Below are 21958 nucleotides of genomic sequence, written 5' to 3'. Positions count from 1 at the left end.
GAGAGGTAGGTAGTATTCGTGCCGACTATTGAACTAAACTTCACCAAAGAAAGCTTCGGATCCAGAAATACTTTTCTTACTTCTAAGTTATACACAATACTTTTATAGATTTCATAATCGACCTTTCTTCTAGTGCTTCCTTCCTCAGATGACACAGTATTCCACTGCTGTTCCACTTCTTTAAACAGCTTATCTTTCTGTAAAGTGGCAGAAAGATCATTGTTCGGTAATCGAAAAAGGGCATCCATCATTTTTTAGTCAGTTTCTATAATAGCCATAATTTCATCGGACAAAAGTACCCATTTTACTCTATTCTGCAACACTTTCTACTAAAAATATTTATAAAACACAGGATTTTTTTAAGAAATAGGAATCTTCACATACTATTTACCTGCAAAACCATAGAAAATATGTATTAGCGAGCATTAAAGGAATCGAAGAAAAGCCATACACATTATTATATATACAAGAGTTGACGCGCGTAATACCCATGTAACATAGGACGTTCAAACTTGGAAGAGGTTTTATCGTACTAAGATAGAACGAAAACCATTTTTCAAAATTTTATAGAAAAGAAGATATATGTTTTCTAACATAGCAACTCCCCAAATCGCCGACCCAAAACTATAAAAGCAGCCATTTCTCTGCTTTTTTGTTCACGAGCCAACATCATTTAACGATATAGCAATTTTGTTCACAATCGACCGGTTATTCTTTAATCTTGACTTATAATAATAGAATCCTTTATACATAATATGTATCTACAGCATATCTTGAAGAGGATAACCTATGGCTTTGAACAAAATTCATTATCTTTGTCTCTCAATCAACTAATAACTACTATGGTAGATACAACGCATATCGTATTTTTTTCGCCTACGCATACATCGGCGAAAATAGCCCGTGCCATCGGAGATGGTATAGGAATGGGACGCAGAATAGAAACAGACCTGACACTTGACGAGAGTATCATGCCTATTGAAATTAAAAATGCACTGACGATTATCGCAGTGCCTGTTTACGCCGGACGAGTGGCACCTATAGCCCTACAACGCATCCGGCGGTTAAGGGGAGAAAATGCACCAACCGTTTTGGTTGCCGTTTATGGCAATCGGGATTATGAAGATGCATTGGTGGAACTAAGAGATGAGACAACCCGCTTAGGTTTTACGCCACTTGCTGCCGGGGCATTCATCGGAGAGCATAGTTACAGCCGTCCTGGAATGCCTGTTGCCGAAGGCCGACCCGATGCTAACGACCTGCAAATAGCAGAACAGTTTGGTAAAGACTGCCTTAAGAAGCTCAAGGATAGTGATGCTCCTACCAATTTCTTTATTAAAGGCAACGTTCCCTATCGCCATGTAGGACCGTCTACACCGGCTGCCCCTTTATGCACGGAAGAATGTTTTGCCTGTGGTGAGTGTATTGAGGTCTGTCCTACACATGCCATTTACCTTAATGAAGAAGGAAAGATAGCAACTGAAATCGCAAAATGTATCAAATGTTGTGCCTGTGTGAAAGAATGTCCAAACGGAGCACGTATTTTTGATACCCCTTATACTCCAATGTTGCACGAGAAATGTGCAGCCCGAAGAGAACCGGAACTGTTTCTTTAAACAACAAACGATGAAAAGTAGAGAACAAAGAGTATTGGTAGGCATGAGTGGCGGAATTGACAGTTCCGCCACCTGCATCATGCTGCAAGAACAAGGATATGAAGTGGTAGGAGTAACGATGCGTACATGGGATGTACCTTCAAAGTTCTCCACTCCCGGACAAACAGAGCCGGATGATGTGCTTGAAGCCCGAGCATTGGCAGAAAAATTAGGTATAGAACATCACGTGGCCGATGTACGTGAGGAATTTAAGGAGGTTATTGTCAAGCATTTCATTGACGAATATATGAAAGGCCGCACTCCCAACCCTTGTGTGATGTGCAACCCTCTTTTCAAAGAACGTATCCTATGCGAATGGGCCGACCAAACTAATTGTGCCTACATATCTACAGGGCACTATTGTCGCCTGGAAGAACATAATGGACACCTATATATAATAGCAGGAGATGATATGACCAAGGACCAATCTTATTTTCTGTGGAAACTTCCACAGGAAATTCTGCGCCGCTTCATCTTTCCACTTGGAACATATACCAAACAAGAAGTGCGGGAATATCTTCGCCAAAAAGGTTTTGAGGCAAAAGCACAGGGAGGAGAAAGTATGGAAATCTGTTTTATCGAAGGAGACTATCGTGATTTTCTTCGTTCTCAGTGTCCGGATATCGATACAAAAGTAGGGCCCGGATGGTTTGTCGACAATAAAGGTATAAAAATCGGGCAACATAAGGGTTTTCCCTATTATACCATCGGGCAACGAAAAGGATTGGAGATAGCCTTAGGGCACCCGGTTTACGTATTAAGAATCAATGCAGAGAAAAATACCGTTATGCTGGGAGATGCGGAAGAACTGAAAACCGAATACATGTTGGTGGAGGATTATCAGATAGCTGACATGCAGGAACTGATGCAATGTAAGGGCCTGGCTGTCCGCATCCGTTACCGCAGCAAACCCATCCCTTGCCGTGTAGCTGTTCTTGACGAAAAGCACTTACTGGTACGGTTCCATGCAGAAGCCTCTGCCATTGCTCCGGGACAGTCTGCCGTATTTTACGACGGCCGGAAAGTATTGGGAGGTGCTTTCATTGCATCCCAACGCGGAATCCGTAAAATAGCAGCCGATAACCAAGACAAATTATAGACCATGAAAATACGCTACGGAATTATTATAATGATATGCTACCTGCTCAATGCCTGTCGGCCGACTTCTCAGAATCCCCGCATCTATGACGCAGGAATCTCCCAAGAATTGGCAGAACTTAGAAAACAAGAAATCAGCGGATTGAGATATGACCTTCGTTTATCCATTCCCGAACAAAAATCAATGCCGGTAGAGGGAGAGATACACGTTCGGTTCCGGTTGAACAAGCCGCAAGAGATTATCCTTGATTTCAGAGAAGAAGCAGACAAGATAAAAGAAGTGGCCGCAAACGGACAGCCGACTCCTTATGAATTCTGTAACGAACATATTATCCTACCGAAAAGCACAATACTGCAAGGAGAGAATGACATATATATCCGTTTTACTGCCGGCAACCAATCTTTGAACAGAAACGACGAGTTCTTGTATACGTTGTTGGTTCCAGACAGGGCACGAACGGTTTTTCCATGCTTTGAGCAGCCTAACCTCAAAGCCTCTTTCACATTACAACTGGACATTCCGTCTGAATGGGTTGCCGTCTCCAACACCTATATTAATAAGGAGGAAGAACAAGAAGGAAGAAAAAGCATTTATTTTGCTCCGACCGAACCATTAAGCACCTACCTGTTCTCTTTTGTTGCCGGAAAGCTGGAAAGACAGGAATATCAGGAAGGCAACAGAAAGATTGCGGCTTATTTTCGGGAAACAGACCCGAAAAAACTGTCACAACTGGATACTATCTTCAAACAAGTCATGGCTTCCCTCCGTTGGCTGGAAGATTATACCGGTGTCCCCTACCCATTTGCCAAGTATGATTTCATCATCCTTCCCGGTTTCCAATACGGAGGCATGGAGCATACCGGCGCTACTTTATATAATGACAATCAGATGTTTCTGAGTGAGCATCCTACCCCTGATGAAGAGTTGAGACGTACCGAACTTATTGCACACGAAACAGCTCATATGTGGTTTGGCGACTTGGTGACGATGAATTGGTTTGATGACGTATGGACAAAAGAAGTTTTTGCCAACTACTTTGCTGCCTGCATCAGCGAACCTTTATATCCGGAAATAAATCATCAGTTGAACCGGATTAAGACATTCACAGCTTCTTCGCTATCGGAAGACCGCACTCCCGGAACGACCTCTATCCGCCAGCCGTTGGACAACTTAAGAAATGCCGGACTGATTTATGGACAAATCATCTATAATAAAGCACCTGTGATGATGATAAAGCTTGTGGAGCTGATGGGAAAAGACAAATTCAGAGAAGGAATCCGAGAATATCTCAACACATACGCTTACAGTAATGCCACATGGGATGACCTGATACGCATTTTGGACAACAAGACAACGGAAAATCTGGCTGACTTCAGTGATGTATGGGTAAATCAGAAAGGAATGCCCACTATACGTTTCGCACAAAAAGACGGAAAGCTGCAAATCAGTCAAGAAGACCCTTACCACCGGGGAATCACTTGGCCTCAGCGCTTCAATGTCACCCTGTGCGGTGAGCAACAAGATAGCATTCTAGAAGTTAATCTGACCGACAGTTTATTCACATTACCATTGCCTTTCACCACCCGCTATATTCTTCCGAATACAGACGGTCGTGGCTATGGTCTGTTCATACCGGACAACCATACACTATCATGGTTGCTGGCACACTGGCAAGAAACAGCCGACGACACCGCAAGAGAAGCCTTGTTAATGCTCTTGTATGAGAACTATCAAGTGAAGCATTTCACAGATGAAGAGTGGATTGGCAGTCTGTTGACCGGACTTGACAAAGAAAAAAATCCCTTGATAGCCTCAACTATCACCGGATATTTGGGAAGTCCTCTCCGTACCCTGGCTTCCGAAAAGAAACAAGAAGTGGAAGACACGATGTTCTGTCTCAGCGAGACTCACGCCATTCCCTCTTGCCGCATTCAGCTCTTACGAAGCCTGATTCAAAATGCCACATCTGCCCGAAGCTTGCAAAAGCTCCACAACATTTGGACAAACCAATCCGACAAACAACTGAATGAAAGAGATTATACAACCCTGGCATATATTCTTTCGCTCCGCATGCCGGAACACAGCAACGAACTTCTGACCACACAGCGTCAGCGTCTCAGTAATCCCGACCGCTTACGTGAGTTCGACTTTATCTCACGCGCAGTCATCCCCGATACCCTGAAACTTAATGTCTTGTTCCAGTCTTTGATGTTGGCAGAAAATCGTAGAATAGAACCTTGGACTGCCATCGTATTGAGTTACCTGAACCATCCGGTCAGAGAAAATCATTCGGTAAAATACATCCGTCCGGCATTGGAAGCCTTGTTGGACGTACAACGTACCGGAGATATTTTCTTCCCCAAGAACTGGGTAAACGCATTGCTCTCCCAACATCGCAGTCCTGAAGCTTATCGAGAAGTAGAAGCTTTCTTGGCTGCACACCCCGACTATCCGGTCTTGCTGAAGAACAAGATTCTCCAAGCGGCTTATCCACTTTATAGAGCTAATAAACAAAAATAAGAATCAAGGAAGTTGCATAACCCCGCGATAGACAGCGTGCCGTAAAGTACCCGCTCCATCGTCGCTATCGTAATCCCAATACATAGCTCCCAGCATACCCTGCCGGTGTAAAAAGCGGCATTTAAGCTCGATGGATTGAGCATTTTCATAATTCACGACGACTGCCCCTCCAGAATTGACCAGATAGGGAACTTTCGCCACACTGTCCCAGCGACTGTATAGACTGTCGATAGAGATAATATGGCGATAATCCAACGATTCAGGAGCCTCATTAGTTCCATGCCCATAGAAAGGAATTCCAAGCACCAAGCGCTGCACCGGAAAACCACCGGCAATATGCTCGGCCACCGCCTTCTCACAAGACCATTCCTCTGTCATAGCCGAGCAATGCAAGGCAGCATGATGAAAAGGCGCCTCTTCCATATCATAGGCCATAATATTTACATAATCCACATACGGTTCAATCGCCTTAAAATCATAATAACGTCCGGTGGCAGAAGTAGCTATCGTCAGGAGTTTGTCTTTCCCGACAGCCTGCCGGACATCACGCATCAAAAGAGTAAAGTTCTCCTTATCTGCAGGAGAAAAAGATATGCCGGCTGCTCCACTGCCCGGATACTCCCAGTCAATATCAATGCCGTCCAATCCAAATTTATCAATCACCCTCCTGCAATCGGCAGCAAAAGCAGTACGGGTACTGTCATTGGCAGCCATTTCACTGAAGCGGCTACTACCCCAGCCTCCCACAGACAATAAGACTTTTAAAGAAGGTTTCTTCTCTTTCAAGCCTGCTATCATCTGCAGACGAGGCTCGTTATCTATCCGTATTCCTTTGTTATCATCCGCCACATGCCCAAAAGCATAATTGATATGAGTCAGACACGATGTTTCGGGAGTACTTACTCCCCATGAGGTAACATAAGCCAATACCACATACCGGGATTCATTTTCAGGCACACCGATATTTGCCGACTTCTTCTTATTCAAGCAAGAAGCCAACAATACAACCAATAACAGAGGTAACAGCCTGAATATTTTCATCCCAAAGGAGATTATTTTTACTTACTCAACTCGCGTGAGCGTTCGCCCAAGTAGCCTCCATGATGACGTTTGCTATATTCCTCGATAGTAAAACCGGTATGCTTCATGGTTTCCACTACCAGAATATCTCCTATCACCGTCATCACAGTAGTAGAAGTAGTGGGAGTCATGCCCAATGCACAGACTTCATCCGGATGTCCGGTACATAAACAAATATCAGACTCACGCGCCAACGGGCTATCCGCATTTCCCGTTATAACAATATATTTCAGCGTTGGGTTCAAAGTATGAGCCAGTTGCGTAAGTTCCACTATCTCACGGGTTTTACCGGAGTTAGAAATCAACAACAGCAAATCATTCTCCTGCAATATACCCAAATCTCCATGTTGTGCTTCGCTGGGATGCAGAAACACAGCCGGAATACCTGTTGAACAGAAAGTTGTGGCAATATTCATAGCTATCTGTCCGGCTTTTCCCATTCCGGTAGTTACTAATTTACCCTTTTTGTTATGTACTTGCTCAACAATCAGAGCCACAGCTTTCTCATAAGCATCCGAAACCGGAATATTTAATACGGCTTCAGCCTCTTTCTTCAACAATTCGTGTATAGATGTCATCATAAGTAACAGAGATATTTATTTTAATAGTTCGGTTAGTTCTTCCCGGTTATCCGCCACAGCATAATAACTGCTCAGCGGATGATGTGCAAAATGCTGTGTTTCCAGCCCTTTCAGAAATTCCACAATGCCATTCCAGAATCCATTGATATTATAGAATATAACTTTTTTACGGTGATAGTCCAATGTAGCCGCAGCCATCACATGGAAAATCTCATCCAAAGTACCCACTCCGCCCGGCAGTGCCACCACTACATCCGCTTCGTGCAACATAACATCCTTGCGGTCGCTCAAATTGTCTGTACGGAAAGTAACATCCAACAGGTCGCTCACCCTTCCGCGTTCTTCCAGTTTGGTAGGAACCACCCCCATCACCATACTTCCACTCTCTTTAGCAGCACGGGCGACACATTCCATCAAGCCGATATTGGCTCCGCCATATATCAAGGTCTTTCCGTTTTGTCCCATCCAGATTCCCAGTTCACGCGCTTTGTCGAAGTAAACAGGATCTATATTATCAGATGCAGAACAAAAAATAGCAATCTTATCCATTCTCTTGAATTCTGTTATTGAATACAAATATCTGCATTTTTTGAAGAACAACAATAACTTTTGTTGTATTTTTGTCCACCGAAACAGAATTGAATTAAAAAACAATGTCCTATAATACTTTCACTTTGTCAAACGGGCTGCGTATTATCCATGCGCCCAACCTCTCTAAAGTAGCCTATTGCGGTTTTGCTGTAGACGCCGGAACACGTGACGAAAACGAGCAAGAGCAGGGAATGGCACATTTTGTGGAACACCTTATCTTTAAAGGTACAGAGAAAAGACACGCCTGGCATATACTGAACCGTATGGAAAATGTGGGCGGAGACCTCAATGCCTATACCAATAAAGAAGAAACGGTGATTTACAGCGCTTTTCTGGCAGAACACTTTCCGCGTGCAGTAGAGCTGCTGGCAGATATTGTTTTCCACAGTACTTTCCCCCAACATGAGATAGACAAGGAAGTGGAAGTGATTATCGACGAAATTCAGAGTTATGAGGACAGCCCTTCCGAACTCATCTTTGATGACTTTGAAGAACTGCTCTTCCCCAATCATCCCTTAGGAAGAAATATTCTGGGAAAACCGGAACTATTGAGAGGATTTACCAGCCGGAATGCGTTGGACTTTACAGCACGCTTCTACAAAACAACCAATATGGTCTTTTTTGTACAAGGCAACATCGACTTCAAGAAGGTAATCCGAACAGTAGAAAAAGCCGTGAGCGATATATCGCTAAGCGAAATAAACCGTCAGCGTACCGCTCCCTTTACCTATACCCCACAGACTCTGACCATCAACAAAGACACCCATCAGGCACATGTCATGATAGGCAGCCGGGGATATCACGCATACGATGAGAAACGAACCGGGCTCTATCTGCTCAATAATATACTGGGAGGCCCCGGCATGAACAGCCGTCTGAATCTGGCACTTCGTGAACGTCGCGGGCTGGTATATAATGTAGAGGCCAACCTGACTTCCTATACCGACACGGGCGTATTCTGCATCTATTTCGGAACCGACACCGAAGATGTGGACCATTGCATCCGACTGGTGCACAAGGAACTGAAAAAGTTGCGTGACAATAAACTGACCGATGCCCAACTGACCGCTGCCAAGAAGCAAATCATCGGGCAAATCGGTGTGGCAAGCGACAACTTTGAAAACAATGCACTCGATATGGGGAAAGCATTTCTGCACTACGGCAAATTTGAAGGCCCGGGAGAAGTCTTTAAACGTATTGAAGCCCTGACCGCAGGCCATTTACTGGAAATAGCCAATGAAATGTTTGCCGAAGAATACCTTTCTACGCTTGTATACTCATAGAAAATCGTATCTTTGCAAAATAACAACCTAACTAATATCATAATGACATGAAAAAACTCCATTTATGCCTCATCAGTACTTTACTGGCTGCCTCCATGCAAGCACAAAGTGTTGATTATACAAAAGGCCTGAGCATTTGGTTTGACAAACCCAATAATCTGGACGGACGCGCCTCCTGGTATGCCCCGACCGCCGACAAATCGTGGGAAAGTAATTCATTGCCTATCGGAAACGGAAGTCTGGGAGGAAATATACTAGGCTCAGTGGCTGCCGAACGTATTACACTGAATGAAAAGACTCTATGGCGCGGTGGCCCGAACACCGAAAAGGGAGCTGAGTATTATTGGAATGCCAACAAAGAGTCGGCCCATCTGTTGCCCGAGATACGACAGGCATTCGTTGAAGGGAACCAAGAAAAAGCGGAAGAACTTACTTGCCGCAACTTCAACGGACTGGCTGATTACGAACCCAGCCGCGAGACTCCGTTCCGTTTCGGCTCTTATACCAGCCTAGGAGAAGCATACATTGAAACAGGGCTGAGCGAAATAGGCATGACGGACTATAAACGCGCCCTTTCTCTGGATTCTGCCCTTGCCGTTGTCAGCTTCCGCAAAGACGGTGTGAATTATGAGCGCAAATACTTCGCATCCTACCCCGACAGTGTCATGGTCATTAAGTTTACCGCTGACAAACCGGGTATGCAGAATCTTGTATTCAGTTACGGAGCGAACCCCGAAGCTACAGGCAGCATAAAAGCCGATGGAAACAACAGCCTGCTTTATACCGGCCATTTGAACAACAATCAAATGAAATTTGCCCTTCGCATCCGTGCCATCCATAAAGGGGGAAGCCTGACTGCCACTGACGGAAAACTCATTGCACAAGGAGCAGATGAAGTCATCTTTCTCTTGACAGCCGATACAGACTACAAATTGAATTTCGACCCGGACTTTAAAGACCCGAAAACATACGTAGGAGCAGACCCGGAACAGACCACTCTTGCCATGATGAATACAGCCGCCGGCAAAAGCTATAATGAGTTGTGCGAACGCCACAAGGCCGACTATACCAACCTGTTTGACCGGGTAAGACTGACACTAAACCCTCATGCCCCCATGACGTTACAGTATCCGGCAGTCACCGACCTGCCCACCTACCAACGTCTGGCCCGTTACCGTAAAGGCAACCCTGACTATAAATTGGAAGAAATCTATTATCAGTTCGGCCGCTATCTGCTGATAGCCAGTTCCCGTCCCGGCAACCTTCCTGCCAATCTTCAAGGTATGTGGGCCAATGGTGTAGACGGCCCCTGGCATGTAGATTACCATAACAATATCAATATCCAAATGAACTATTGGCCTGTGTGTTCCACCAATCTGGACGAATGTGCATGGCCCTTAATCGACTTTATCCGCACATTGGTAAAACCGGGAGAAAAAACAGCCCAAGCATACTTCGGTGCACGTGGCTGGACAGCTTCCATTTCCGCCAATATCTTCGGATTTACCTCTCCGCTGACAGATGAGAATATGTCATGGAACTTCAACCCCATGGCAGGACCGTGGTTGGCTACACACGTGTGGGATTACTATGACTACACACGCGACAAGAAATTTCTGAAAGAAACAGGATACGACCTAATCAAAAGCAGTGCCAACTTTGCCGTAGACTACCTGTGGCATCGTCCTGACGGCACTTACACAGCTGCCCCGTCCACTTCTCCCGAACATGGACCGGTAGACCAGGGAGCCACCTTCGTGCATGCCGTCATTCGCGAAATACTGCTGGATGCCATTGATGCCAGCAAAGTATTGGGAGTGGACGCTAAAGAACGTAAACAATGGCAACATGTATTGGATAATCTGGTTCCCTATCAAGTAGGCCGCTACGGTCAGCTCATGGAATGGTCGGTAGATATTGATGACCCCAAAGACGAACACCGTCACGTAAACCATCTGTTCGGCCTGCATCCGGGACGTACACTCTCTCCTGTCACGACTCCCGAATTGGCCAAAGCCGCCAAAGTAGTGTTGGAACATAGAGGCGACGGTGCGACCGGTTGGAGCATGGGATGGAAATTAAACCAATGGGCACGTCTGCAAGACGGGAACCATGCATACAAGCTCTTCGGCAACTTACTGAAAAACGGAACGATGAACAACTTATGGGACACGCACCCACCCTTCCAGATTGACGGTAACTTTGGAGGCACGGCAGGTATTACCGAAATGCTGCTGCAGAGCCACATGGGATTCATCCAGTTATTGCCCGCACTGCCCGATGCATGGAAAAACGGCTCTGTAGAAGGATTATGCGCAAAGGGTAATTTTGAAGTCGACATAACATGGGAAAACGGTAACCTGAAAGAAGCCACTATCCTGTCTAAAGCAGGTGCTCCCTGCCAGGTGAGATACAGTGACAAGACACTTACCTTTAATACCTCAAAAGGTAAAACTTACAAGATTGCAATGGAAAACGGAGAGTTAAAAACCCTCCGTTAAACCCTCATTCCACACGTACGTACGTGTGAGCTCACGCGGACGTACGTGTAGGCTTACACGAGCGTATGTATAAACCTACGCGGACGTATGTATAATTCCATGCATACGTCCGCGTTTTCAATATCCGGAAACAGGCTGTTTATTTGCCCTCTTCCATACTCATGGCAATCCCCTTTTCCAGTCCGCGAAGCTCGGAAAGACCGCGCATACGTCCCAAGCAGGAATATCCCGGATTGGTCTTTTTCTTTAAATCATCTATCATCTGATGACCGTGGTCAGGGCGCATCGGGATAGAGACACCGCGACGCTGCTGCAATAACAGCAGATTCTTCATCACATGATACATATCTACATCACCCTCCAGATGGTTGGCTTCATAGAAATTCCCCTCCGCATCACGCTGAGTACTACGGAAATGGACAAAGTTGATACGGTCACCCAAACGTGCCATCATTCCTGCCAAATCATTGCGTGCAGCCACACCCAATGAACCCGTACACAGACACAAGCCGTTAGAAGGATTAGGGACTGCTTCAACCAACTTCTCAAAATCCTCTTCCGTACTCATGATACGAGGCAAACCAAGAATCGGCTGTGGCGGATCATCCGGGTGGATAACCAATTTCACTCCGACCTCATCTGCCACCGGACAAATCTCTTTCAGGAAAAAAATAAGGTTCTTGCGAAGCTTTTCCGCATCAATATCTTTATAACGGTCTAACTCTTGTTGGAACTGCTCCAGTGTAAAGCTCTCTTCAGACCCCGGCAGACCGGCAATCATATTCCGGGTTAAACGATGGATTTCTTCCGCATCCATTTGGGCAAAGCGAGCCTTAGCCTTTTCGGTTTCCTCTGCCGAGTATTCTTTCTCTGCACCGGGACGCTTTAAAATAAACAAATCAAAAGCCACAAAAGCTGCCCGCTCAAACCGCAAAGCCTTCGAGCCGTCGGGCAAAGTATAAGCAAGATCAGTGCGTGTCCAGTCGAGCACCGGCATGAAGTTATAAGTGACAATCATAATGCCGCATTCTGCCAGATTACGCAAGCTCTGTTTATAGTTCTCTATATATTTCAGATAATCTCCTGTCTGAGTCTTAATATATTCGTGCACGGGCACGCTCTCGACGACACTCCAAGTCAGCCCGACTTCTTCTATCATTTTTTTGCGCTTCATGATTTCCTCTACCGTCCACACTTCCCCATTGGGAATATGATGCAAGGCAGTAACAATACCGGTTGCGCCGGTCTGTTTGATGTCCCATAAAGATACAGGATCATTCGGGCCGTACCAACGCCATGTTTGTTCACATAGTATCATAACCAATCAAATATTACATTGCAAAAATATTAAATCCGCCGTCTACTACCGCTACCGTACCGGTCACAAAAGACGATGCCTCACTTATCAAATATTGTATTGTTCCGCACAACTCTTCCGCACGCCCGAAGCGTTTAAACGGAGTCTGGCGAATCACATCATTTCCACGTTCTGTGTAGCTGCCGTCTTCGTTAGTCAGCAAAGTACGGTTCTGTTCGGTCAGGAAGAAGCCCGGAGCAATAGCATTGACACGAATACCTTCACCGAATTTTGTAGCCACCTCATGTGCCATAAATGCAGTAAAATTGGATATACCCGCCTTAGCAGCCGCATACCCGCACACACGAGTCATCGGGCGAAAGGCAGCCATAGATGAGAAGTTCACGATAGCACCTTTTTTCTGTTCCACCATCGGTTTCAGGAATACCTGAGTGGGCAGTACGGTGCCTGTCAGATTCAGGTTCAACACCTTCTGGAACTCATCCACCTTCAAATCAAAGAAAGTACCCGTAGGAGCAATAGTTGCCCCCGGCATATTTCCTCCGGCAGCATTCAACAGTGCATCCACACGGCCATACTTAGCCAAAATATCCTCCAGATTTTGTTTCAAGACAGCCTCATCCAGCACATTAGTCACCAGGAACATGGCTTCTCCGCCTTTTGCCTTGATATTTTCCACAATAGCATTGCCCACTTCTGCCTTACGGCCCAGAATCACTACCTTTGCCCCTTCAGCAGCCAAGTGTGCGGCGATGGCCTTTCCCAATACGCCTGTTCCACCGGTGATAACTACCACCTGATCTTTTACACTAAATAAATTATTCATGATATTATAAGTTTAACGGTTCTATACTATCTCGCAAGACGAGTAAACTCTCCGGCCCCATATTAAACAAAAGGTCGGCTATACTCAGATTCGGCAAAAAGCCGTGTTTCTCTTTAAACACTTGATAGTAAGGCTTAGGAATAAAGGTCGTATCTGCCATCCGGTAATCACGTTTGGGATGGATAATTTCACGGAAGTCATCCTCTCCGGCGGTCAACTCGGTACGATAGTCGGACGTTCCCTCCATTTGAGGTTCGATATCAATCAAACGGCACACCAAACTGCATAATTCCTGATTGAAATCCCATAAGAAAGGATATTTCTTCTCATAAAACACACGGAAGTCATCGGCGTAATAATCAAAGAAAGGACTATGCTTATAACCGGCTACCAAAGCATTCCAATGCATGTGACGCCAATTGCCGTGATCGGAGATACGGACATCTTTCATCAGGCATTTATTACCGTCACTTTTTTCGGTAGGAACAGTCAGCGCCAATGGGCCATCGGCTGCCGCAATCACACAACGATTACGGTAAGTCTGTTTCACATAGTTATCATAACGCTCCACATACACCTTGTCATAAGCAAGCAATTTGGTGTAATACTCTACGGGAGCTAAATAGGCAGAACCTACATATATTATTTTCTCCATTACTGTACTCGTTCAAAAAAGCGTCCCTTTCGCGAGGAAAACCAGATTCGCCAGGCTTTACCTATCAAATGGTCATCGGGCACCAGTCCGAAAAGACGCGAGTCACATAGATTTATAGGATTATTGGATGCCATCCAATAATAATTCTTCTTAAATGTATAAGCCGAAACCGGCTTGCCCTCCACCAACAGGGTATCTCCTTTGACAGAAGCCTGTTTCCCCTCATGCCGCATAATGGTATTACACAGCAAAGTCACATTCCACGGATATACCTTTACCGGTTTGCCTTTGGCCGGAATCACAAACGGATGACTCTTGCTCACCTCCTTCTGATACAGAGGAAGCAGACTCACTTTTCCTGCCAGCTTCTGCTCAAGCAAATAATACTCATAATGACTGAAGCTGCGGATATACCTTTCATCCATATACCCTACCAGTTGGTTTCCTGTGATGCCCAATTGCTGCATAGCCCGCAACACGCTATCTTCTGCCGTATGCGGATATACATAAAGAGACTTGCTGTCCGGGCTGAGCACGTGCTCGTCCGTCAGCAACAACTCTTCATTCAGCATCAACGTATCTCCCGGAACACCTACACAACGGCTGATAAACAGCTCCCTATTGCCAACCGATGTTTGCAAAGAACGCGGACTGGGATTATTAAACAACACCACATCCCCTTTTCCGACCGGCTTTTCCAACCATCGGCAAGTGGAAAAAGGCACACGAAACCCATAACTCCATTTATTCACCAAAACCCTCTCGCCCTGATAGAGACTGTTTTCCATACCGGTAGAAGGAATGGTGCAGGAGGTGAAAGCAAATGTCTTTATCAGCAGTGCCAAAACGACTGCCGTAAGCATTGCCTTTATCCATATGGAGACATGGGGAATGTGCACTATTTAATGTTATCTACAAAAGAGAACAATCTGTTCCAGCGTATCTTGCCGTCCAGCCAGCCACGGTCGGGGTCAAGAGACAACCAGATAAAGATAGGTTTACCCACCACATGGTCCTCAGGTACAAATCCCCAGAAACGGGAATCGGCAGAGTTATGGCGATTATCACCCATCATCCAATAATAGTTCATCTTAAATGTATATTCGTTTGTTTCCTTTCCGTTAATGTAAATCTTACCATCTTTCACTTTCAGGTCATTGCCTTCATAAGCACGGATGGGACGTTCATAAATCGGCAGATTATCCAATGTCAGCTGAATCGTTTCACCCTTCTTCGGTATCCACAAAGGACCGTAATTATCGGTAGTCCAACCGGTCAGTTTATTCAGCGGATACAAACCTCCCGCATCATCACCCGGAACATTCTCGATGCCGGCCACTATATCCTTACGTGCCAACAAACCGGCTTTTGCCTTCTCCGTCAGAGGAATGTTATAGGCCGACGCCTCCGGATAATAATAAGACAAATCCTCCCGACTGATGCCCAACTCGTGCGCCAAATCGTCTGGTATGGCTTTGTGCACCTTTACCAGATAGCGATACTGCACATTATCAGGTTCTTTATTCGGTTTCCCATCCAAATAGACAACGCGGTCCTTGATTTCGAGCGTTTGTCCGGGAAGTCCCACGCAACGCTTTACATAGTTTTCCCGACGGTCTACGGGACGGACAAACACCTTGCCGTACGTATTGGCGTTTTCATCAATATATTTACGGCCTGCCTGATAGTAGTAATCAAACACCATCCGTTGCTGTTCGGGAGTCATTCCGGCCATATCCACCGGCTTAGTCAGTTCTTTACCCGCCTGATAGCTCATGCGATAAATATCATCATTGGGCACATTTGCCATCACCGTATCTCCGGCAGGGAAATTAAACACCACAATATCATTCAACTGCACATCTCCCAACCCTTTTACACGTTTGTAATCCCATTGCGGAAACTCCAAATAAGACTTACAATTGAAAACAGGCAATGTATGCTGTGCCAACGGCATGTGCAATGGAGTCTGCGGTACGCGGGGACCGTAACTCAACTTGCTGACAAACAAATAATCGCCCACCAGCAGCGACTTCTCCAATGAAGAAGAAGGAATCACATAATTCTGGAAGAAGTACAAGTTCACGAAATAAACCGCCACCAAAGCAAAAACAATCGCATCCACCCATCCCATCACCGTCACCACAGTGGGATTCTTTGACTTTTTCCACCAAGTCCAGGGAATCTTCTTCGTGATATATGCATCGAATATAAACGGTACGACTAACAGCCCCATCCAGCTTTTCAGCCAAACGAGGAACACCAGCCAAAGTACCAGTACAATGACAAACCTAATCCATTGTGCACGTGTTGCTTTTATCATATGCTAAAATTGAAATAAATCATTCATTCCTAAAAATCCTTCATGCTGAGCCGTATATTCGGCAGCCAAGACTGCCCCCAAAGCAAATCCCTTACGGTTCTTGGCATCATGGGTAATCGAAATACTATCTGCTTCCGAGTCGTAACGGATGGTATGAATACCCGGCACTTCTCCTTCACGAACAGAGCTGACCGGAAGTTCGTCGGGAGCGCAAGTCGTGTTACCCGACACGATTCCGTCCGGTGTGACCAAAGTTCCTTTCACCCACTTATCCTTGCGGTCGATATTCTCCAAGATACCTTCTGCAAGAGTAATTGCTGTCCCACTCGGTGCATCCACCTTATGGATATGATGCGTCTCCACCATAGAGACATCATAAGCCGGGAAGTTGTTCATGATTTTAGCCAGATACTTATTAACAGCCGAGAAAATAGCCACTCCCAGACTGAAGTTAGATGACCAAAACAATGTCTTTCCCCCCTCGGTACAAAGCTTTTTCACCTCATCACCATGACGGTCCATCCATCCGGTACTTCCCGATACCAACTTCACCCCTGCTGCAAAAGTCTTCATATAATTAGTATAAGCCACTGTAGGATTAGTAAACTCAATAGCCACATCAGCCGATTTAAAAGCTTCGGAGTTAAAATCTTCCTGATTATTAATATCTATAATACTCACAATCTCATGTCCACGGGCAATTGCAATCTTTTCGATTTCCTTACCCATCTTTCCGTATCCAATTAATGCTATTTTCATTGTATGTCTATATATTTTTGCTACAAAGATAGCTTTTTTCACTGTAAACCATTACATTTGCCCAACATTTACACCTCATTAACATGGAACAACTACTACATTACATTTGGAAACACAAGATATTTCCGATTCAGGAACTAAAAACCACAACTGGCCAAAAGGTTGAAATCATAGATACGGGACTGGCAAATACAAATGCCGGTCCCGATTTTTTTAATGCAAAAGTCAAGCTGAACGGCGTTTTATGGGTAGGTAATGTGGAAATACACGAACATTCTTCGGATTGGTTGAAACACGGACACCACACAGATGCAGCATACGATTCCGTTATTCTGCATATAACATCTGATGCGGATATTGATGTATACCGTACTGACGGCGAACCTATTCCCCAATTAATACTCCCCTGCCCTGATTACGTTTGCCGGAACTATCACGAACTGGTTGAGACAGAGAGTTATCCGCCTTGTTACCGCATCATCCCCACCCTTTCCACTTTCACGATACACTCATGGATGTCTGCCCTCCAACTGGAACGTTTCGAACAGAAAGCCTCGCAACTATCGGAGCGACTCAAACGTTGCAACGCCAATTGGGAGGATGCTTTTTTTATCACTTTGGCACGCAATTTCGGTTTCGGCCTCAACGGAGATGCTTTTGAGACTTGGGCAAACCGGATTCCTTTACGGGCCGTAGACAAGCATCGGGATGAGTTGTTTCAGATAGAAGCCTTTTTCTTCGGACAGGCAGGACTGCTTCAAGAAACGAACGGTGACGAGTATTATTTACGTTTGAAAAAGGAATACGAATACCTTTCCCATAAATTCGGACTCACCCCAATGGATGTTTCCCAATGGCGCTTCCTGCGTCTGCGCCCCACCAACTTCCCCCATATACGGATAGCACAACTGGCGGTGCTGTATCACCGCTCTTACGGACTGCTTTCACGTATCATGGAGGCTGACACTTTACCCAAAGTGCGTGACATATTAAAAGGAGGTACTTCGGAATACTGGGTAAGTCATTATACTTTCGAACACACCTCCCCTTTCCGCCCCAAAACATTGAGCAACTCTTCCCTTGACTTACTGGTGATTAATACGGTAGTGACTTTTCTGTACAGTTACGGAGTACACAAGGGAAAAGAAGAGTATTGTGCACGTGCCGGTGCTTTTCTGGAAGAACTGAAAGCAGAATACAACTATATTACCCGCATGTGGGAACAATGTGGAATAAAAGCTGCCAATGCAGCAGACAGTCAGGCCCTTATACAATTAAAAAAAGAATATTGCGATAAAAAGAAATGTTTATATTGCAGGATTGGATATGAATATCTGAAAAGAAAAGGCTGAAACGCGATTCAATATATAATAGAGGCAGGAAAAACTTATTCCACCTCTATTATCCAATCTCCAATCGTGCGAGTGGCACTATCAGAATTAATTCCGACCTTAACGATACGCTTGCCATCCTTCCTAATGGTCAGATTCTGGTAAAGAACAGGGAATCTTCAAATTACAAAACAGAAATCTCATCCAAGCCCAGTCCGGTTATCTCGGCTATATCTTCAAAAGAAAATCCTTTTTGCTTCATTCTCAATGCATTCTTACGAACCGCCTCCTGTTCGCCTTTTTGAAAACCTTCTTTCAATCCTTCCGCACGACCTTCCGCACGGCCTTCTTCTCGTCCTTTATTCAACTGAGTGGACATTACACTATACCAATCACGGAAATTCTTTAAGCTCTCCCAATATTCTCCAAGCTCTTTTCGAGAAAACTTAGCTATTTCGGCAGCCTCAAACAAGCGGTCGAACACACGGTTTTGAAGAGCACGCGGACGTTCGAATAAAGACGAAAGATTACGAAGGACAAACAGCCATTTATCAAACATAGTTTCCAGCTCATCCTCATGCTTGTTGAACTTCGGCATTTCAAGATAGATAAAGGTCAACTTATCATAAAACACTTTACGCGTATAGAGGTCTACCAACTTCACTTCATGATGAAAATACGCCTCATCCGTATCATCAAAAGAAAAATTCAAGATTCCGATAATGTAGACAGCCTTCAGTTCATAATTCCATTCACCGCGCTTGCCCTGCTCACGAATCGGGAAAGTAGAATAAAACAGACTTCTATCCTTAAAGAACTGCTGTTCACCACGTTGCATCTCTACCAAGAACTTTTCTCCTTTTTCATTCTCACAATACACATCGAATACAGCACGACGGTCATACTCTTGTGTACCCAAATGCTCCGTATTCAGATAAGTGACATCTTTCACTTTCTCTTCCTTAAACAAAAGAGCATTCAAAAAACTGATGAGCAATTCCTTGTTCATCGCTGTGCCAAACAGCAACTTAAAACCAAAATCGGTATAAGGATTGACATATTTGTCTTGTATGCCTTCTGTTCCCATAAACAATAGCCTTTCTTTTTGATGATATACAATAAACAAAGGTAACGATTCTATCGCAACTTTAGCACTAAAGAAGAAAGATTTAACTAAATAAAGGAAGAGGAAAATACAAAAAGAGAGGACATCCTCACAAGACGTCCCCTCTTAAATTATTCCATAAGGCAACAACTGCTGAAACCGCTTTTAGAATGCCTTCTTATACAGTTCCAGAATTATTTCTTCCGTCACTTCACGCGGGTTGCCCGGAGTACAAACATCTGCAATAGCAGAAGCCGCCAAACGAGGCAAATCTTCTTCCTTTATACCAAGTTCCGACAGGTGCTGAGGAATGCCGACCTTGACAGACAGAGCCTTGACTGCATCGACAGCCGCTTTTGCCGCCTCTTCCTGACTCATGCCATCTTTATACACATTCATTGCTTTCGCAATATCAACATATTTAGGCAGAGCAGCCGGAGCATTGAATTCCATAATGACAGGCAACAACAGTGCATTTGCCACACCGTGAGGAATATCGAAAATAGCACCCAACGGATGGGCCATGCCATGCACAACACCCAAACCGACGTTTGAGAACGCCATACCTGCAATGTATTGCGCTACCGCCATGCCGTTACGGGCCTCGGCATTCGTGGGGTCAAACACGGCTGTTTCCAAATGACGGGCAATCATTTCGATGGCTTTAATCTCAAACATATCACTCATTTCCCATGCGCCTTTAGTTATCAGGCCTTCAATAGCATGAGTCAGCGCATCCAGTCCGGTAGAAGCCGTCAATCCTTTAGGCAGAGTGTACATCAGTTCTGCATCGACTATGGCAATGGCAGGAATATCATTGGGGTCAACGCACACCATCTTTTTATGGTTTTCTTCATCGGTAATGACATAGTTGATGGTCACTTCGGCAGCAGTACCGGCCGTGGTGGGCAGGGCGATGATGGGAACTGACTTCTTTTTAGTGGGAGCCACACCTTCCAGCGAAACAACATCACTGAATTCAGGGTTATTAGTAATGATACCGATGGCTTTGGAAGTATCGATAGACGAACCGCCACCGATAGCCAAAATAAAATCCGCACCCGATTTGGCGAATGCCTCAACACCCGCCTTCACATTACTGACAGTGGGATTCGGTTTGATTTCACTGAATATTTCGTATGGAATGCCTGCCTTCTCCAATACCTTCAATACTTTGTCGGCAACACCGAATTTCAGCAAATCCTTGTCTGTAGATACAAATGCTTTGTGCAAACCAAGACGGTTAATCTCTTGCGGCAACACTTCGCGCGCGCCAGGACCGAAGTAAGACACTTCGTTCAATACAAATCTGTTAATCATAGTTTTTTTATTAAGTTGATATGCTACAAAAATAGTACAAATTCCCGATAAACCGACTTATCGGGAGAATTCTTATACTATGTTTTTGGGCATCAAAGCGATGCGAACCGCTTCAAGATACTTATCCACATGGGAAGCTTTCAGAATAGCCTTCTTCAGCTTTTTATCCATATCAGGCAAAAGATATTCCCAATAAGGCTTTATTTTGCTCAAGAGTTGTGTACCTCCTTGCAGGCAAGAGTCGTAATGGCAAAACAAACGGTCATGGAAAACATTCACCTTGGCATATAATTCTTCACGCGGAAGAGCAATGCCTTCCCGATACTCCATGGCAAACGCGGGATTGGCCAACAAGCCACGCCCTATCATCACTCCATCCAAGTCGGGATACTCCTCTTCGATGCGCCGAATGTCGTCTGGTGTGCGCAAGTCGCCGTTATAGACCAACGGATGACGGCACATCCCGGCAAACAGTTTCAACTCTTTCTGGTATACCATACCTTTATATTGCTGCCGGCCGATGCGCGGATGCAATATAATCCGTGTGAGAGGTACCTCATTGAGCAACGGAAGCACCTGTCTCCACTCATCATAATACTCCCATCCAAGCCTCATCTTAACCGAGAATTTCATCTCGGGATAATGTGCCAACTCATTCAGAAGTACTTTCAGTTCCGACGGATAAGGCAGAATGCCGGAGCCCTTATGCCGCATAGTAAGCACCGGGAACGGACAACCCATATTGATGTCCGCTTCGCGGTATCCGTGTTCTAGAAACAGCCCGACCAGCTTTTCCAGCTCTGCCGGTGTGGAAGCTATCAACTGCGGAATCAAACAAGTCACCTTGTTATTGTCCTTTTCAATGTCTCGGATATCCTTATTTCGGAATTCCCCTTTCTCTACGCGCACGAAAGGGGTGTAATAGGCGTCAATGCCACCGAACAGCTCATGGTGGATATTGCGCCATGGGGCTTCAGTGAAGCCCTGCAATGGAGAAGCATACAGTTTCAT

At 45.1% G+C, this 21958-nt stretch carries 18 protein-coding genes and 1 pseudogene; 6 read left to right on the top strand and 13 right to left on the bottom strand.

Annotated features, from left to right (window positions below):
* Positions 1–248, bottom strand: a pseudogene (locus QYT14_RS16945) (AraC family transcriptional regulator); the annotation flags it as partial.
* 594 nt (positions 249–842) lie between these two features.
* Here QYT14_RS16945 and QYT14_RS16940 point away from each other — a divergent pair.
* The 3 genes from QYT14_RS16940 to QYT14_RS16930 are packed head-to-tail and all read left to right on the top strand — an operon-like array spanning position 843 to position 5274.
* Complete coding sequence (locus tag QYT14_RS16940) at positions 843–1616, top strand: 4Fe-4S binding protein (protein ID WP_288326006.1); 774 nt, start codon at positions 843–845, stop codon at positions 1614–1616.
* 10 nt (positions 1617–1626) lie between these two features.
* Positions 1627–2754 (top strand): tRNA 2-thiouridine(34) synthase MnmA, encoded by a 1128-nt coding sequence (gene mnmA, locus QYT14_RS16935; RefSeq protein WP_288326007.1) that lies wholly within the window; start codon positions 1627–1629, stop codon positions 2752–2754.
* 3 nt (positions 2755–2757) lie between these two features.
* A complete protein-coding gene (locus QYT14_RS16930; protein WP_288326008.1) occupies positions 2758–5274 on the top strand; it encodes a M1 family aminopeptidase in 2517 nt (838 codons plus the stop codon).
* Between the two features lie 3 nt (positions 5275–5277).
* Here QYT14_RS16930 and QYT14_RS16925 read toward each other — a convergent pair whose 3' ends face one another.
* From QYT14_RS16925 to QYT14_RS16915, 3 genes are read right to left on the bottom strand one after another with little or no spacing between them, the layout of a single operon-like run.
* Positions 5278–6315: a glycoside hydrolase family 18 protein gene (locus tag QYT14_RS16925; protein WP_288326010.1), complete on the bottom strand. Its 1038-nt coding sequence runs from the start codon at positions 6313–6315 to the stop codon at positions 5278–5280.
* A gap of 17 nt (positions 6316–6332) precedes the next feature.
* Positions 6333–6935, bottom strand: coding sequence for an SIS domain-containing protein (locus QYT14_RS16920; protein ID WP_237040580.1), 603 nt, complete (start codon positions 6933–6935; stop codon positions 6333–6335).
* Between the two features lie 15 nt (positions 6936–6950).
* Complete coding sequence (locus QYT14_RS16915) at positions 6951–7484, bottom strand: TIGR00730 family Rossman fold protein (RefSeq protein ID WP_288326012.1); 534 nt, start codon at positions 7482–7484, stop codon at positions 6951–6953.
* 104 nt (positions 7485–7588) lie between these two features.
* On the opposite strand from QYT14_RS16915, the gene QYT14_RS16910 reads away from it, so the two are divergent.
* Both QYT14_RS16910 and QYT14_RS16905 read left to right on the top strand, forming a co-directional pair.
* The gene (locus QYT14_RS16910; RefSeq protein WP_288326020.1) at positions 7589–8809 is read left to right on the top strand and encodes a pitrilysin family protein; all 1221 of its coding nucleotides are present in this window, start codon (positions 7589–7591) and stop codon (positions 8807–8809) included.
* Positions 8810–8856: 47 nt separating this feature from the next.
* Complete coding sequence (locus tag QYT14_RS16905) at positions 8857–11310, top strand: glycoside hydrolase family 95 protein (protein ID WP_288326021.1); 2454 nt, start codon at positions 8857–8859, stop codon at positions 11308–11310.
* Between the two features lie 139 nt (positions 11311–11449).
* Here the strand turns inward: QYT14_RS16905 and uxuA are convergent, their stop codons facing one another.
* Genes uxuA through dapB form a run of 6 tightly spaced genes read right to left on the bottom strand, consistent with a single transcriptional unit; the run spans position 11450 to position 17191 of the window.
* Positions 11450–12628, bottom strand: coding sequence for a mannonate dehydratase (gene uxuA / locus QYT14_RS16900; RefSeq protein ID WP_288326022.1), 1179 nt, complete (start codon positions 12626–12628; stop codon positions 11450–11452).
* Between the two features lie 13 nt (positions 12629–12641).
* Positions 12642–13454: an SDR family oxidoreductase gene (locus QYT14_RS16895; protein ID WP_237040585.1), complete on the bottom strand. Its 813-nt coding sequence runs from the start codon at positions 13452–13454 to the stop codon at positions 12642–12644.
* A gap of 4 nt (positions 13455–13458) precedes the next feature.
* Positions 13459–14109 (bottom strand): WbqC family protein, encoded by a 651-nt coding sequence (locus QYT14_RS16890; RefSeq protein ID WP_237040586.1) that lies wholly within the window; start codon positions 14107–14109, stop codon positions 13459–13461.
* Positions 14109–14972 (bottom strand): signal peptidase I, encoded by an 864-nt coding sequence (gene lepB / locus QYT14_RS16885; protein WP_237040587.1) that lies wholly within the window; start codon positions 14970–14972, stop codon positions 14109–14111. Before lepB (QYT14_RS16885) ends, QYT14_RS16890 begins: the two co-directional genes overlap by 1 nt.
* A 35-nt stretch (positions 14973–15007) precedes the next feature.
* Positions 15008–16432 (bottom strand): signal peptidase I, encoded by a 1425-nt coding sequence (gene lepB / locus QYT14_RS16880; protein ID WP_237040588.1) that lies wholly within the window; start codon positions 16430–16432, stop codon positions 15008–15010.
* Between the two features lie 3 nt (positions 16433–16435).
* On the bottom strand, positions 16436–17191 hold the full coding sequence (gene dapB / locus QYT14_RS16875; protein WP_237040589.1) for a 4-hydroxy-tetrahydrodipicolinate reductase: 756 nt from the start codon (positions 17189–17191) through the stop codon (positions 16436–16438).
* Between the two features lie 83 nt (positions 17192–17274).
* On the opposite strand from dapB, the gene QYT14_RS16870 reads away from it, so the two are divergent.
* A complete protein-coding gene (locus QYT14_RS16870) occupies positions 17275–18543 on the top strand; it encodes a DUF2851 family protein (RefSeq protein ID WP_288326023.1) in 1269 nt (422 codons plus the stop codon).
* A 163-nt stretch (positions 18544–18706) separates the two neighbouring features.
* Here the strand turns inward: QYT14_RS16870 and QYT14_RS16865 are convergent, their stop codons facing one another.
* The 3 genes from QYT14_RS16865 to QYT14_RS16855 form a co-directional block, all read right to left on the bottom strand.
* Positions 18707–19609 (bottom strand): Rpn family recombination-promoting nuclease/putative transposase, encoded by a 903-nt coding sequence (locus QYT14_RS16865; protein ID WP_237040591.1) that lies wholly within the window; start codon positions 19607–19609, stop codon positions 18707–18709.
* A 183-nt stretch (positions 19610–19792) separates the two neighbouring features.
* Positions 19793–20947: a lactaldehyde reductase gene (gene fucO / locus QYT14_RS16860; RefSeq protein ID WP_237040592.1), complete on the bottom strand. Its 1155-nt coding sequence runs from the start codon at positions 20945–20947 to the stop codon at positions 19793–19795.
* Between the two features lie 72 nt (positions 20948–21019).
* Entirely contained in the window at positions 21020–21958 is a 939-nt protein-coding gene (locus tag QYT14_RS16855) for a tRNA-dihydrouridine synthase family protein (RefSeq protein ID WP_237040610.1), read from the bottom strand.

The organism is uncultured Phocaeicola sp. (genome assembly GCF_948499155.1).
GTDB classification, from domain to species: Bacteria; Bacteroidota; Bacteroidia; order Bacteroidales; family Bacteroidaceae; genus Phocaeicola; species Phocaeicola faecalis.
This window is presented reverse-complemented; position numbering and strand designations above follow the sequence as displayed.

Bases quoted from the DNA above. Each gene is read 5' to 3' on its own strand.
- QYT14_RS16940 (WP_288326006.1), top strand. From the start codon at position 843: ATGGTAGATACAACGCATATCGTATTTTTTTCGCCTACGCATACATCG.
- mnmA (WP_288326007.1), top strand. From the start codon at position 1,627: ATGAAAAGTAGAGAACAAAGAGTATTGGTAGGCATGAGTGGCGGAATT.
- QYT14_RS16930 (WP_288326008.1), top strand. From the start codon at position 2,758: ATGAAAATACGCTACGGAATTATTATAATGATATGCTACCTGCTCAAT.
- QYT14_RS16925 (WP_288326010.1), bottom strand. From the start codon at position 6,315: ATGAAAATATTCAGGCTGTTACCTCTGTTATTGGTTGTATTGTTGGCT.
- QYT14_RS16920 (WP_237040580.1), bottom strand. From the start codon at position 6,935: ATGATGACATCTATACACGAATTGTTGAAGAAAGAGGCTGAAGCCGTA.
- QYT14_RS16915 (WP_288326012.1), bottom strand. From the start codon at position 7,484: ATGGATAAGATTGCTATTTTTTGTTCTGCATCTGATAATATAGATCCT.
- QYT14_RS16910 (WP_288326020.1), top strand. From the start codon at position 7,589: ATGTCCTATAATACTTTCACTTTGTCAAACGGGCTGCGTATTATCCAT.
- QYT14_RS16905 (WP_288326021.1), top strand. From the start codon at position 8,857: ATGAAAAAACTCCATTTATGCCTCATCAGTACTTTACTGGCTGCCTCC.
- uxuA (WP_288326022.1), bottom strand. From the start codon at position 12,628: ATGATACTATGTGAACAAACATGGCGTTGGTACGGCCCGAATGATCCT.
- QYT14_RS16895 (WP_237040585.1), bottom strand. From the start codon at position 13,454: ATGAATAATTTATTTAGTGTAAAAGATCAGGTGGTAGTTATCACCGGT.
- QYT14_RS16890 (WP_237040586.1), bottom strand. From the start codon at position 14,109: ATGGAGAAAATAATATATGTAGGTTCTGCCTATTTAGCTCCCGTAGAG.
- lepB (WP_237040587.1), bottom strand. From the start codon at position 14,972: ATGCTTACGGCAGTCGTTTTGGCACTGCTGATAAAGACATTTGCTTTC.
- lepB (WP_237040588.1), bottom strand. From the start codon at position 16,432: ATGATAAAAGCAACACGTGCACAATGGATTAGGTTTGTCATTGTACTG.
- dapB (WP_237040589.1), bottom strand. From the start codon at position 17,191: ATGAAAATAGCATTAATTGGATACGGAAAGATGGGTAAGGAAATCGAA.
- QYT14_RS16870 (WP_288326023.1), top strand. From the start codon at position 17,275: ATGGAACAACTACTACATTACATTTGGAAACACAAGATATTTCCGATT.
- QYT14_RS16865 (WP_237040591.1), bottom strand. From the start codon at position 19,609: ATGGGAACAGAAGGCATACAAGACAAATATGTCAATCCTTATACCGAT.
- fucO (WP_237040592.1), bottom strand. From the start codon at position 20,947: ATGATTAACAGATTTGTATTGAACGAAGTGTCTTACTTCGGTCCTGGC.
- QYT14_RS16855 (WP_237040610.1), bottom strand. From the start codon at position 21,958: ATGAAACTGTATGCTTCTCCATTGCAGGGCTTCACTGAAGCCCCATGG.